Origin of the sequence: Novosphingobium sp. 9, from assembly GCF_025340265.1 — a bacterium.
In the GTDB taxonomy this organism is placed as follows: domain Bacteria; phylum Pseudomonadota; class Alphaproteobacteria; order Sphingomonadales; family Sphingomonadaceae; genus Novosphingobium.
In genome coordinates this window covers 2,433,317-2,446,886 of record NZ_CP022707.1, presented here as the reverse complement: position 1 = coordinate 2,446,886, position 13,570 = coordinate 2,433,317, and the positions used below count along the sequence as shown (strand labels likewise).

Annotated in this window: 7 protein-coding genes, 2 tRNA genes and 2 pseudogenes; 4 read left to right on the top strand and 7 right to left on the bottom strand. The window is 65.4% G+C overall.

Features of this window, described 5'->3' with window-relative positions; genetic code table 11:
• Nucleotides 1-27 precede the first annotated feature (27 nt).
• Together CI805_RS12015 and CI805_RS12010 are read left to right on the top strand one after the other, a co-directional pair.
• Entirely contained in the window at nucleotides 28-741 is a 714-nt protein-coding gene (locus tag CI805_RS12015; protein WP_260923606.1) for a cyclase family protein, read from the top strand.
• A 39-nt stretch (nucleotides 742-780) separates the two neighbouring features.
• Nucleotides 781-1,953 carry an aromatic ring-hydroxylating oxygenase subunit alpha gene (locus CI805_RS12010; RefSeq protein ID WP_260923604.1) on the top strand — a complete coding sequence of 391 codons (1,173 nt, stop codon included), beginning with the start codon at nucleotides 781-783 and terminating at the stop codon, nucleotides 1,951-1,953.
• 15 nt (nucleotides 1,954-1,968) lie between these two features.
• Here CI805_RS12010 and CI805_RS12005 read toward each other — a convergent pair whose 3' ends face one another.
• The 4 genes and pseudogenes from CI805_RS12005 to CI805_RS11990 form a co-directional block, all read right to left on the bottom strand.
• Entirely contained in the window at nucleotides 1,969-2,832 is an 864-nt protein-coding gene (locus tag CI805_RS12005; RefSeq protein WP_260923602.1) for a Rossmann-like and DUF2520 domain-containing protein, read from the bottom strand.
• A gap of 190 nt (nucleotides 2,833-3,022) precedes the next feature.
• Nucleotides 3,023-4,453 carry an efflux transporter outer membrane subunit gene (locus CI805_RS12000; protein WP_260923600.1) on the bottom strand — a complete coding sequence of 477 codons (1,431 nt, stop codon included), beginning with the start codon at nucleotides 4,451-4,453 and terminating at the stop codon, nucleotides 3,023-3,025.
• A pseudogene (locus tag CI805_RS11995) lies at nucleotides 4,450-7,595 on the bottom strand (efflux RND transporter permease subunit). Before CI805_RS11995 ends, CI805_RS12000 begins: the two are co-directional and overlap by 4 nt.
• The gene (locus tag CI805_RS11990) at nucleotides 7,592-8,845 is read right to left on the bottom strand and encodes an efflux RND transporter periplasmic adaptor subunit (RefSeq protein WP_260927960.1); all 1,254 of its coding nucleotides are present in this window, start codon (nucleotides 8,843-8,845) and stop codon (nucleotides 7,592-7,594) included. The pseudogene CI805_RS11995 and the gene CI805_RS11990 overlap by 4 nt, the downstream one beginning before the upstream one ends.
• Before the next feature lie 169 nt (nucleotides 8,846-9,014).
• Here CI805_RS11990 and CI805_RS11985 point away from each other — a divergent pair, with 169 nt between their 5' ends.
• Both CI805_RS11985 and CI805_RS11980 read left to right on the top strand, forming a co-directional pair.
• Nucleotides 9,015-9,743: a response regulator transcription factor gene (locus CI805_RS11985; RefSeq protein WP_260923598.1), complete on the top strand. Its 729-nt coding sequence runs from the start codon at nucleotides 9,015-9,017 to the stop codon at nucleotides 9,741-9,743.
• Nucleotides 9,740-11,170 carry a sensor histidine kinase gene (locus CI805_RS11980; protein ID WP_260923596.1) on the top strand — a complete coding sequence of 477 codons (1,431 nt, stop codon included), beginning with the start codon at nucleotides 9,740-9,742 and terminating at the stop codon, nucleotides 11,168-11,170. The genes CI805_RS11985 and CI805_RS11980 overlap by 4 nt, the downstream gene beginning before the upstream one ends.
• A 126-nt stretch (nucleotides 11,171-11,296) precedes the next feature.
• On the opposite strand, the gene CI805_RS11975 is transcribed toward CI805_RS11980, so the two are convergent.
• The 3 genes and pseudogenes from CI805_RS11975 to recJ form a co-directional block, all read right to left on the bottom strand.
• Nucleotides 11,297-11,371 (bottom strand) — tRNA-Glu (locus CI805_RS11975).
• Nucleotides 11,372-11,408: 37 nt separating this feature from the next.
• Nucleotides 11,409-11,484 (bottom strand) — tRNA-Glu (locus CI805_RS11970).
• Nucleotides 11,485-11,587: 103 nt separating this feature from the next.
• Nucleotides 11,588-13,377: pseudogene (recJ, locus tag CI805_RS11965) on the bottom strand (single-stranded-DNA-specific exonuclease RecJ).
• Nucleotides 13,378-13,570 lie beyond the last annotated feature (193 nt).

Below are 13,570 nucleotides of genomic sequence, written 5' to 3'. Positions count from 1 at the left end.
CCAAGCCCGTTCAGGAGAATGCCTTCCATGCCCGCCTTGCCTTCGTCTGGCCCGATCTCGCCCTTCCGGCGCATCGTCGATCTCAGCCATCCGATGTTCGAGAACATGCGCAATGGCGGCGGCTGGGCAGTGACGTTCCCACTGATGGACAACTTCAAGCGCACCGCGATGATGACCGACGGCAAGGCGTCCTACGAAACGCACATGATGATGTTCCCAGAACACTGCGGGACGCATCTGGACGCGCCGCGCCACTTCCACGAGCCCGGCCTTGCTATCGACGAACTGCCGCTCGAACGCCTGATGCTGCCGGGGCTGCTGCTGGACCTTACCCACAAGAAGGCGGGAGAGCCGATCAGCATCGCCGATTTCGAGGCGGCGGAAGTCAAGGCGGGCGGGCGCATCGGCCCTGATGTCGCCTGCGTGTGCTGGACCGGCGTCGACAAGGTGTGGGGGCAGGCCGACATGGGCCGCAACCGCCCGCATGTGCCGACCGAGACCGCGCAGTGGCTGGTCGATCGCGGCATGACGATGTTCGCCACCGACCTGATCGGCATGGACGACCCGGAGGAGTGGTGGGACCCCACTCACCAGATCTGGCTCTCCAACAACGTGTGCATGGTTCAGCAATTGACCCGCCTTGAGGAACTCGCGGGCGAGCAGTTCCTGATCCAGGCCTTCCCGATCAAGGTGCGCGGCGCGACCGGCTGTCCGGTCCGCGCGGTCGCGCTGGTTCTCTGATCCTTCCCCATTTCCCGATTTTACCGGAGACTTTTCGCGATGACCGTCCTGACCCGTGACTTCTTCGACAGCTTCGCCTCGTCCGTGCGCGAGACCGAAGTGGCCGAATCGCTGCCGCCTGCCTGCTATACCTCGCAAGAGTTCTTCGGCTTCGAGAAGGAGGCGATCTTCATGCGCGAATGGCTGTGTGTCGGGCGCGAGGACTGGGTGCCAAACACGGGCGACTATTACACTTTCAGCCATTCGGGCGAGCCGATCATCATCGCGCGCGCGCAGGACGGATCGCTCAACGCGATGTCGGCAGTGTGCCAGCACCGGGCGATGCTGGTGGCCGAAGGGCGCGGCAATGCACGCGGATTCCTGTGTCCCTACCACCACTGGAGCTACGCGCTCGACGGCAGGCTGGTCGCCGCGCCCGCGATGAGCAAGACCTGTAATTTCGACAAGGCGCAGAACAGCCTGCCCAAGCTGAAGCTGGAAAGCTGGCACGGCTTCCTGTTCGTGAACTTCGACCCCGATGCCGAACCGCTGGCGCCACGTCTTGCCTGTCTGGAGCCGGTGATGGCGAACTATGCCGTGGCCGATCTGAAGGGGCCGCAGCCGGGCGAACCCACGGTCTATCCGTGGAACTGGAAGGTGATGTTCGAGAACAACAACGACGGCTATCACGCCAATCGCCTGCACCACGGCCCGCTGCACGATATCGTGCCCAGCTCGCTCGCCAGCTTCCCGGAACTGCCGGAGGGAACTGCCGGATATTACCGCCTGAACGGCTCGACCCACCCGCACGCCAGCTTCAACCCGACGCTGAAGGCTCTGTTCGAGGTGTTCCCCGATCTGACCGAGGAAGAGCGCAACCGGGTGCTGTTCGTGAACCTGCCGCCCAGCCTTTCGATGGTCGTGATGAACGACATGGTGCTCTACCTGATCCTCGATGCGCGGGCGGCGGATAGCCATGGCCTGACGATGGGCACGCTGGTGACGGCAGGGGCGATGCAGGACGAGCTTTACGACCTCAAGATGAAGATGAACGAGGAGGCCGTGACCGAGATCGTCGGGCAGGATCTCCACGTCGATCTGATGGTGCAGGCGGGCCTCAATTCACGGTTCGCACCGCGCGGGCGTTATTCGTGGCAGGAAGGGGCGCAGCGCCAGTTCAACCTGTGGCTGGTGGATCGCTACGAGGCCGGACGCGCCCAGCTGGCGCAATAAGGGCGGGGGAGGGCGTCAGGTGAGCCGGGCGCGAAGGGCGGCGTCCGGCTCCCGGCCCTGCCGCTCCAGTTCGTCAAGCGTGGCGGAGGCCATGGCACGGTAGGCGGGAAGCTGTCGGGGGCTGTTTTCTGCGATGGCCTTGAGGTGGCCTTCGATCGTGCCGCTATCGCCGCGCAGCAGCGGGCCGGAGAGCGCCTCGAAACCCTTCGCCAGCGTGTTCTCCAGCGCCGCGCGGATGAGCGGCGCCAGCAGCGGCGAGGGCTCGGATATGCCGCTGGCACGCAGCATGTCCTGTGCGCCGCTCAGCAGAGTGACGAGGTGGTTCGCGGCATGGCTGAGGGCCGCGTGGTACAGTGCGCGGTGCTCTTCGGCCACGTCCACCGCCGCGCCGCCGAGTAATGCGACCAGCGCGTGCGCGGCCTCGCGGGCGGCAGGATCGGGCGCGGTCACGGCAAAGCGGGCGCCGATCATGCGTTCGCGCTCGGCCTGCGGATCGCCGGTGAAGGTCATCGCCGGATGGATCGCGGCGGTCAGTGCCCCGCGCTTGCGCAATGGTTCGAGCAGCGCAGCGCCGCTGCGGCCGCTGACGTGGCAGACCAGCGGCGGGTTGCTAAGTGCCTCACCGCAGCCGAACTGCACAATCAGCGGTTCCAGCGCATCATCGGCGACGGCGAGGATCACGGTCTTGCAACTGTCGAGCATTGTGTCGGGCGAGACGCAGGCTTGGCCGTTGACCTGCGCCGCCAGTTCTTGCGCTTTGCCCGAATCGCGGCCCCAGATCGCCAGTTGCCCGGCTCCGGCGAGCGTCGTTGCCAGAGCGCAGGCCACGCGGCCGGTGCCGACGATGCCGATGGGATAGAGGGGATGGGCAGGTTGCATGAAGGTGGCGTCCGGTGCGAAAGGGTGCTGCTCCTTACGCCAGCAGGCCCCTAACGCCAATCGCACCGGATGTGCAGCCTTCGTTATGGCTTGGAGCAGTTGATCCAGTTGCACCGGACCAACTGCTCCAAGCTTATGATTTAACGCATTTTCCGAGTCATCAGGTGATTCTACCTGATTAGAAAATGCTTTAGGAAGCCTTCATGTCGCTGGCCTGCCAGCCGCCGCCCAGATCCTCGACCAGCAGCACGCTTGCCTGCAGACGGTCCTGCAACACGGTGAGGACGTTCTGCGATGCGGTGAGTTCGGTCGCCTGCGCGGTGAGAACGGTGGTGTAGTCCACCGTGCCCTGCTGATACTCGGCCATGTCGAGTACGACCGCCTGATGGGCGGCGTCCTGCGTGTGGACCAGGATATCGCTCTCCTGCTGGTAGACGCGCAGGGCCGCGAGTTCGTCCTCGACGCCCTGAAACGCGGTGAGCACGGTCTGGCGATAGGTCGCGACTGACTGGTCGTAGGCCGCTTTCGCCTCGCGCTCCTTGGCATGGCGGGCGCCGAAGTCGAAGATCGTGTCGGCCACGTCCGCGCCCAGTGACCACAGGCTGGTGGCGGCGCCGAACAGCTTGCCGAGGTTGCCGGCGCTGCTGCCGTATTCGCCGGAAAGCGTGACGGTCGGGAAGTAGGAGGCGACCGCGACGCCGACCAGCGCGTTGGCCGAGGCCATGCGACGCTCTGCGGCAGCGATGTCGGGGCGGCGCTCCAGCAGCGTGGAGGGCAGGCTGACCGGCGCGACGGGCACGGCATGGCTGAGCGGTGCCGGGGCCAGCGAGAACTGCGCCGGTGCCATGCCCATCAGTACCGCGATGGCATGCTCCATCGCCGCGCGTCGCACGCCCAGATCGACGAGCGAGGCCTGCGCGGCATAGAGCTGCGTCTTCGCGCTGATCACCGAGGACTGGGCGACAGTGCCCGCGTTGAACTGGTTGGTCGTGAGCGTCAGGAACCGCTGGTACTGTTCGACCATGCGACGATAGACCCCGGCCTGCTCGTCCAGCACGCGCAGTTCGAAATAGTCCTGCGCGAGGCTGGCCTGCGCTGCCAGTTTCGCATCGGCAAGATCGGCGGAACTGGCTTCGGCAAGCGCCTTGTCGCTTTCCACATTGCGGCGCACCTGTCCCCACAGGTCGGGCACCCAGCTGGCATCGAGCGCGGCGGTGTGGGTGGTGCCGGTGGACGACTGGCCGGAGCTTGAGGCCGCGCCGGAGGTATGCGTGCGCTGCGAGGACAGGTCCGCGCCGACCGTCGGGAACAGCGTGGCGCGCGCGGCCGCGGTCGTCTGCGCGGCCTCGCGCCAGGCGGCTTCGTATTCCTTCACCGTCTGGTTCGACGTGGCGACCTTGTCTTCCAGTCCATCGAGGACCGGATCGTTGAACATCGTCCACCACGGACCGCGCGCGGCATCGTCTGCCGGGCGGCTGGGCACCCAGCCGTCGGCTTCCTTGAAGCGCGGGGCTTCGGGGGCGCTCGGGCGGTGGTAGTTCGGCCCCACCGCGCATCCCGCCAGCAGGCAGGCCGTCAGTGACAGGGCGCAGGCGGCCCTGAGCTTGAACGCGTTCATCATGCGGGCTCCGCCTGAGGCTGGATATGGTCGGGATCGATGTGGGCAGGATCATGCGCATGCTTGCCGCGCAGCCGGTCGAGGTAGGTGTAGACCACCGGCGTCGAGAACAGCGTCAGGATCTGGCTGACGATCAGCCCGCCGACGATCGCATAGCCCAGCGGCTGGCGGAATTCCGAGCCGGTGCCGTGCATCAGGATCATCGGCACGCCGCCCAGCGCCGCGCAGGCCGTGGTCATCAGGATCGGGCGGAAGCGCTGGACCGAGGCCTTGAAGGCGGCCTCCGTGGCGCTCAACCCTTCCTCGCGTTCCAGCCGCATCGCCACGTCTACGATCATGATGCCGTTCTTCTTCACGATGCCGATCAGCAGGATGATGCCGATGATGCCGATCACGTTCAGATCCTCGCCCGCCAGCCGCAGCGCCAGCAGGGCGCCGAGGCCCGCGGAGGGCAGGGTGGACAGGATCGTGATCGGGTGGATGAAGCTTTCGTAGAGCACGCCCAGGATCACGTAGACGGCGATCAGCGCGGCCAGGATCAGCACCGGCTCGCTGGACAGGGACTGCTTGAACGCCTGCGCATTGCCCTGGAAGGCACCGGACAGCGTATTGGGCGCGCCCAGCGTATCGCGCATGTTCTCGATCGCCGCCGTCGCCTGACTGAGCGAGACACCGGGGCAAGGTTGAACGAGAGCGTCACGGCGGGGAATTCGCCCTGATGGTTGACCGAGACCGGGGTGCCGCCCGAAGGCGTCGCCTTGACGAACAGCGAGAGCGGGACGGTCTTGCCGGTGGTGGAGGACAGCACGAACATCGAATTGAGGATGTCGGGCGTTTCCTGCAGCTTGGGCGGCGCCTCCATGACGACGTGATAGCTGTTCTGCTGGGTGTAGAACTGCGCGATCTCGTCCTGTCCCAGCATCTCGTAGACGGCATCGTCGACGTCGGTGGGGGTCAGGCCGAAGCGCGCTGCGGCGGCACGATCAATGTCGAGGTTGAGCGAGGCGCCCTGCGATTGCTGATCGGAGTTGACGTCGCGCAGTTCGGGCAGTTTCTGCATCGCCGCCAGCATCTTGGGCGACCATGTGTTGAGTTCGTCCATGTCGGCATCGGCCAGCGTGTACTGGTATTCCGCCTGACCCGAACGGCCACCCATGTTGATGTCCTGACGGGCCTGAAGGATCGTCCGCGCGCCGATCACCTTGGCGAGCTTGGGCCGCAGGCGGGCGATGATCTCGGGCGCAGTGATCTTGCGCCCTTCCGACATGGGCTTGAGCGCAATGAACATGTTGGCCTGGTTGCCGCTGCCATTGCCCACGAACATGCCGACTGCGCTGACGGCAGGGTCCGAAGCGATGATCCTGCCCACTTCCTGCGCTTTCGCCTTGGTCTGCGGGAAGGTGGAGGATTGTGCGGTCTGCATCAGGCCGCCGAGCAGGCCGGTGTCTTCCTCAGGGAAGAAGCCGGTGCTGGCGGTGGCATAGAGCACGCCTGCCAGAACGATGGTCAGAAGGAAGCCGATCAGCGTCAGCAGGCGATGGTCCATCACCCACGTCAGGCCGCGCTCGTAGCTGGCCTCCATGCGCTTGAAACCGTTGTCCATTGCGCGCGTGAATCGATGCTGCGGGGGCTTGGGCTGCTTGAGGAACTGCCCGCAGAGCATCGGCGTGACCGTCAGCGTGAGCAGCATTGAGACGAGCACGGCAGCGCTCAGCGCCACGGCGAATTCATGCATGAGCAGGCCGACGACACCGCCCATGAACATCAGCGGCGTGAACACGGCAATCAGCGAGACGGTGATCGACAGCAGGGTGAAGCCCACTTCGCCTGCGCCTGCCAGTGCGGCTTCGAGCGGTCGGGCGCCGTGCTCCATTTTCTGCCAGATGACTTCGACCATGACGATCGCGTCATCCACCACGAAGCCCACCGCGATACTCAGCGCCATCAGCGAGAGGTTGTCGAGGCTATCGCCCAGGAACAGCAGTGCGCCTGCCGCGCCCAGCAGGGCGAGCGGGATGATGGTGCTGGGGATGATCGTCGCGCGCCAGTCGAGCAGGAACACGAAGATCACGCCGACCACGAGAACAATGGTGAGCAGCATGGTGTTCTGCACATCGGCCACGGAGGCGCGGATGGTCTGGGTGCCGTCGCGCAGCACGCTGACGTGAATGCCCGGCGGAATATTGGCTTCCATCGAAGGCAGCGCCTGATTGATGCGGTCGACCGTATCGATCACGTTGGCGCCGGGCTGCTTGAAGACGACGAGCAGGATGCCTTGTCCGGCCTGCACTTCCTTGTCCGGATCAGCCTTGCCGGGGAAGATCCACGCGCCGATCTGGTTGTTCTCGACGCCATCGCTGACGCTGCCGATATCGGAGAGGTGGACGGCTGCGCCCTGATTGTAGCCGACCACCAGATCGCGCCAGCCCTTGGCATCGAGAATCTGGTCGTTGGCATAGATCGTCAGCGTCTGCTGGCCGCCGTTGATCGAACCCTTGGGTGAATTGAGCGTCTGGGCAGTGATCTTGGTGCGGATGGTGTTCACGTCGAGGCCGCGCGCGGCGGCCTTGCGCGGGTCGATCTCGATGCGCACGGCGGGCTTCTGCTGGCCGCCGATCGTGACTTGTCCCACGCCCTCGATGCTTGACATGCGCTGCGAGAAGATCGTGTCGGCGAAGTTGTCCACCGTGTCGATCGGCAGGGTCTTCGAGGTCAGCGACAGCACCATGATCGGCGTGTCGGCCGGGTTGACCTGGCGGATCGTCGGTTGTGCGGGAAGGTTGCTGGGCAGCTGCGCGCTGGCGGCGTTGACGGCGGCCTGCACCTGCTGGAAATCGTATTCGACCGACTGGCTGAGCGCGAACTGCAGCGTGATGCTGGTCGAGCCCAGCGAGCTGCTGGAGGTCATCTGGGTGACGCCGGGGATCAGCGAGAACTGGCGCTCCAGCGGGGTCGCCACGTTCGAGGCCATCGTCGTCGGGCTGCCGCCGGGCAGGCTGGTGCTGATCTGAAGTGTCGGGAAATCGACGGCAGGCAGCGAGGCGACCGGCAGGCTGAAATAGGCGACGATACCGGCCAGCAGCACGGCAAAGGCCAGCAGCGCTGTCGCCACCGGTCTCAGGATAAAGGGGCGCGAGATATTCATGCGCCGGTCTCCGGCACCTGCGATCCGGTGATCTTCACTTGCGATCCGGCTTTCAGCATCATCTGGCCATCGACGACGACCTTGTCGCCCGGCTTCACGCCTGCCTTGACGGCGGTGAACCCGTCATCGCTGCCGAGCACGGTCAGGGGGCGCATCTGTACCTTGTTGTCGGCACCGACGACGAAGGCATAGCTGCCGTTCGGCCCGCGATTGACGGCGGCATCGGGAATGACTGTGGCATCGTGCAAGGTCTGCGTCGCCAGCTTCACGTTGACGAACTGGCCGGGCCACAGGTGCATGGCGCTGTTGGCGAATTTCGCCTTCAGCTCGACCGAGCCCGTGGCCTGATCGACCTTGTTGTCGGTGATGGTCAGCTGGCCGCTGTCGAGCAGTTGCTGGCTTTCCTGCCCGAAGGCCTGCACCGGCAGCGGCTTGCGGAAGCTGTCGGTCATCTGCGCCAGCTGCGAGAACTGGCCTTCGGGAATGGTGAAGGTCACGGCGATCGGCTGGAGCTGGTTGATGACCACGATCCCGCTGCCGCTGGAACTGCTGCTGGATGCCGAACTCGTCGCGGCGGCGGTGCTCTGCGCACTGGCGGTCGATCCGCTGGAGCTGACGAGGTTGCCGGGATCGACCAGACGCACACCGGCGCGACCGGTGACGGGCGAGACGATGCGGGTCCAGCTGAGGTTGATCTGCGCGGTCTGGACGTTGCCGCGATCCATCTCCACTGTTGCGCGATCCTGCGCGACCGTGGCCTCTTCGTCTTCCTCGGTCTGACGCGGTACGGCGTTGGTGGCGAGCAGGGTCTTGTAGCGCTGAAGATCGCGCTCCGCTCCGGCAAGGATCGCCTGATCGCGGTGCAGGGTGCCGGTCTCGACCATCAGTGCGGCGCGGAAAGGCGCAGGATCGACTTCGGCGAGAACTTGTCCTGCGTGAACCTGCGAGCCTTCGGTGAAGTTCACCTTGGTCAGCATGCCGCTAACGCGCGCGAAGATCGTGTCGCTGGTCCAGGCCTGCGCGGCGCCGAGGGCGCTGACCGTCAGCGGCAGATCGCGACGGACGGCGGCGACGGCGGTGACGGGAACCGGGTGAACCTTCTTGGCCTTGTCTGCCGGTTTGTGGAACATCGCCCAGCCGCCGAGGCCGCAGGCGACCAGCGCCAGCCCTGCAAACACGCCATACCGGCGGCGCCGCTCGTTTTCCATGATGCACTCCACGAAGGGCGAGGGCACGCGCGAGAGGCGCATGGCAGGCACTCGCCGGACCATTTGCGCAAAGGCGATAGCGTCGCTTCGCGGGGCAGGGACAGGATCGGGGCGTCTCGGCTGGTCTCCCGCTTTCTCGCTTTGTCTCGAAATATCTCAGCGGCGGAGGGCAGGCTGGCGGCGGGATATCGCGGGGCCTATAGCCGAAGGCATGCAGGACATGCCCGACCCCGCAAATGCCTTGATACTGGTTGCAGACGACGATGAGGACATCCGCGAGATGATGGCCTCACGCTTCGTGCGCGAGGGGTTCGCCGTACGCACGGCAGGCAATGTCGCCGAAATTCGGCAGGCGGTGTCCGAGGACGCGATCGGCATCATCATTCTCGACCTGAACCTTCCCGACGGGGACGGCCTCAGCTTGTGCACACAGCTTCGTGCGGAAGGCTATGCCGGTGTCATCATCATGGTGACGGCGCGCGACAGCACCGTCGATCGCGTGCTCGGCCTCGAACTCGGCGCCGACGATTACGTGACCAAGCCTTTCGATTTTCGCGAGGTGCTGGCCCGCGTGCGCAAGCTTGTGCAGCGGTTCAGTACTTTGCCGAGCGGCCGCCCGCGCAACGTGCGGTTCGCGATCTTCGGGGACTGGCGGCTGGACCTGATCGGGCGTCGGCTGATCGCTGCGGACGGCCGGCTGGTGATCCTCTCCTCCGCCGAATTCCGGCTGCTGGAGCGCTTCGTCGACAACCCCAACCGGGTCCTCTCCAAGGAAGCGCTGCTGCCCGAACGCAAGGCGACGGTGGCGGTCGACAGGTCCATCGTGTTGCAGATCAGTCGCCTGCGCCAGAAACTGGTCGCAGCAGGTGCCGACGAAGGGCTGATCTTCACCATGCGCAACGAAGGCTATGTCTTCGCGACGACCGTGCGGTTCGAATGAAGCGTATCGCGCGGCCGCTGCGATGGATCTGGTCCTCGCTGGCGGGGCGGCTGGCGGTGTTGCTGACAGTCGTCGTCGCACTGGTGGCGGGCCTCTCGCTGACGCTGGCGGAGCAGGCTCACCGGATCAAGATCACGCGCCTGCGGATGGAGAGCGTCGCCAGCAACACCCATGACATTCGGGAGCGGCTTGGCGTGGCTCCGGCAGCAACCGAGCAGTTGTTGCAATCGGGGCTTGTCCGCCATGTTCGGCTGGTCATGCCGGATGGCCACGTCATGCAGCCGGACAAGGCCATCACCGCGCTTTTGCAGGCCTCGCTGGGCACGGATGCGTGGGCCGTGGGCGAGGTGATGCCGCGCAGCTACTGCTTCCCGGCGGGGCAGTCCGACGATCAGCCCGGCGGATCGCAGGGCTGGGGATCGGTGCCCGACTGCTGGCTGATCCGCTTTGTCGATCCCCACGGCAAGCGCCGTTTGCTGACGATCGGTCTGCCCGAATATCTCAGCCGCCGTCAGGATCTGATCGACCCGATCCTGCTGGGCATCGTGATCGTGCTCAGCGCTTCGCTGGTGACGCTGGTGACGTTGCTGACGATCAAGCCGCTGCGCCAGTTGACTCGCGCGACCGAGGCGTTTTCAGTCAATGCCGAGCCGTCGCCGCTGCCCGAGGCGGGGCCGCTGGAAGTGCGCACCGCGATCGCGACGTTCAACATGATGCAGCATCGCGTCAGCGAGGGGCATCGCCAGCGCACTGCGATGCTGGCGGCGATCAGCCACGATCTCCAGACGCCGCTCACCCGCATGCAGTTGCGTCTCGACGATGTGGAAGACCCGGTCGTGCGGGCGCGTCTGGAAGCCGATGTGGCGATGATGCAGGCGATTGTGCGCGAAGGCCTGATGCTGGCGCGCAGCGAACGCAGCGAAGAGCCATGGTCGATGGTCGATATCGACTCACTGCTCGCCAGTATCGTCGCCGACGCAGTGGACATGGGCGCGGACGTCGATCTCGGCAAAACGAGTGGTCTGGTGCTGCGCACGCGCCCTGACGCGCTGGCCCGATGTGTCGGCAATCTGCTGGAGAATGCCATCAAGTACGGCGGTTTCGCCAGAATCGACTGTCACACGGCGCAGAGCGTTCTGGAAATCCGGGTCAGCGACGAGGGGCCGGGCATCGCACCCGATCAGATCGAACGCATGTTCGAGCCCTTCGCGCGCGCCGAGCAGAGCCGCTCCCGCCTGACCGGCGGTACGGGCCTGGGGCTTGCGATCGCACGGGCACAGGCACGGCTGCTGGGCGGCGATGTGTCGTTGGAAAATCGCGAGGGGGGGGATCGTGGCGAGCATCACGCTGCCGCTGGCCGAATCGAATCCCTGATTCGTCCAGGCAGGCTTTCCACTGTCCTGTGGATTCGCTGGAGGTCTTCCTGACGCCGGAAAATTCGCGCGAGTGTCAGGCTCGCGCCGTATGGACGCAAGTTTGATAAACAGACCATCATGAAGGATGAAGGGCTTCGCGAAAGGAAGATTTGATCTTCCGGATAGTGCGAAGGAAAATGGTGACCCCTACGAGAATCGAACTCGTGTTTCAGCCGTGAGAGGGCCGCGTCCTAACCGCTAGACGAAGGGGCCGTTAAGCCATTTAACTGCCTCCCGGCGCAGTGCCGGATGGTGACCCCAACGGGACTCGAACCCGTGTTTTCGCCGTGAAAGGGCGACGTCCTAGACCGCTAGACGATGGGGCCATTCCGTGCTGCGCCGGAGGCAGGACCGGCCCTCTACCGGTGGTCTGGCAGGTGGTCAACCCCCGATGTTCAAATAATTTAACCGAGGCGAAAAAAAGCAGATTCAGTCCAGAAAGGCGGCGTCATCAAGGTGCAGTTCGGCAGCGGGGCGGCTGCCCCAGTCGTCGATCTTCGCGCGGCCTGCGAGCCACAGCCGGCGGCCTTGCGCGGCATGGAGCAAGGCCTGCCCCATGTCGCTTTCGGCGGCGCGGAAAGCCATCGCCTTGAAGCGGGAGCCATCCTGTCCGCTGACGATCAGGCGCAGGTGGTCCGCACCGACCACGTCTGCCTTCACGATCCGCACAGGACCGACCGCGACGCGCGGGCCGGGCCAGCCCATGCCGTAGGGGCCAGCGCTCTCCAGCGTCTCCACCAGCGAAGGGGTAAGGCCGCCGGGCGCCAGCGCGAGATCGAGCGAAACGGTCTGGCTGGCAGAGGCTCGCGCCACATCGGCTGCCAGTCGCTCGTCGAGCCATTCGGACAAGGCGTCGAGTTTGTCTGCGGCCACGGTCAGCCCCGCCGCCATGGCATGGCCGCCACCGGCGACCAGCAGCCCGGCCTCGCGGGCAGCGATGATCGCCGCCCCCAGGTCCACGCCCGCGATCGAGCGGCCGGACCCTTTGCCGTTACCGGCCTCGTCCGCGTCCATGGCGATGACGAGCGTGGGCTTGCCGGTCTTTTCCTTGATGCGCCCCGCGACGATGCCGATGACGCCCGGATGCCAGCCGGCTCCGGAGACCACCACCACGGCCCGGTTATGCTGCGCAGCAAGCTGCATCTCGGCTGCTTCCTGCACCGCCTGCTCGATAGCCCGGCGCTCGTCGTTGAGACGGGAGAGCTGGGCGGCGATGTCGCGCGCTTCCTCGGCGTCCGTGGTGGTCAGCAGGCGCACGCCCAGTGTCGATTCGCCTACGCGTCCGCCCGCATTGATGCGCGGGCCGAGCGCGAAGCCAAGGTCGGAGCAGGTCGGCGTGCGATTGAGACGGCTTGCGTCGATCAGCGCGGACATGCCGATGTTGCGGCGTCCGGCCATGATCTTCAGCCCCTCTGCCACCAGTGCGCGGTTGAGGCCATGCAGCGATGCGACGTCCGCCACGGTGCCCAGCGCAACAAGGTCCAGCAGGACTTTCGGATTCGGCTTGCGACGCGTCCCGAAATAGCCCTGTCGTTCCAGTGCTCGCCGGGTCGCAATGACAAGCAGGAAGGCGACCCCCACTGCCGCAAGGTGGCCGTGCTCGGCGCCGAGGTCGCTTTCGTCCAGCCGGTTCGGATTGACCAGCGCAGCGGCACGGGGAAGCTGTGGCGAGCATTTATGATGGTCGACCACGATGACGTCGACTTTGGCTTCGTGGGCCATCTCCAGCGCTTCGTGCGCCATTGCGCCGCAGTCCACGGTGACGATCAGGCTGGAGCCTTCGCCTGCGATCTTCACCAGCGCTTCGCCGGAGGGGCCGTACCCTTCGAGCAGGCGGTCAGGGATATAGTACCGTGCATCGATGCCCAACTCACGAAGGAACAGGATCAGCAGGGCCGCGCTGGTGGCACCGTCGACGTCATAGTCGCCGTAGACCGTGATCGTTTCACCAGAGACGACCGCCTTTGCCAATCGTTCTGCAGCCGCATCCATGTCGCGAAAGTGCGAGGGGTCGGGCAGAAAGGCATTGAGGGCAGGATTACGGTGGCGCTCGATATCCTCGCGCGGAACACCGCGCGAGAGCAGGAGCTGGGTGACGATATCGTCGTTCAGCCCGGCAGGGCCGTCGCTGAGGTCCATGTTGCCCCCCGCCAGCGCCATGCCTTGCTGGAGAGTGAGCGTTCGACGCCGAAAACGGCGGATGCAGATCGCGATGCCATAAGTACGCGGTTAGACCAGTTCTGCCCCTGTCGCCAAGCACGCAAGCTTTGTGTTGCGTTTACCATCTACGGGACTCGACGCGAGGTCTGATTTAGGGCCTATTGAAGATGGCGGAGGAGGGAGCGACATTCTGGACGAGCGAACAACAGCTGATCTTGCTGCCGCCTCTTCTGGCGATGCCGGGCGTGTGGG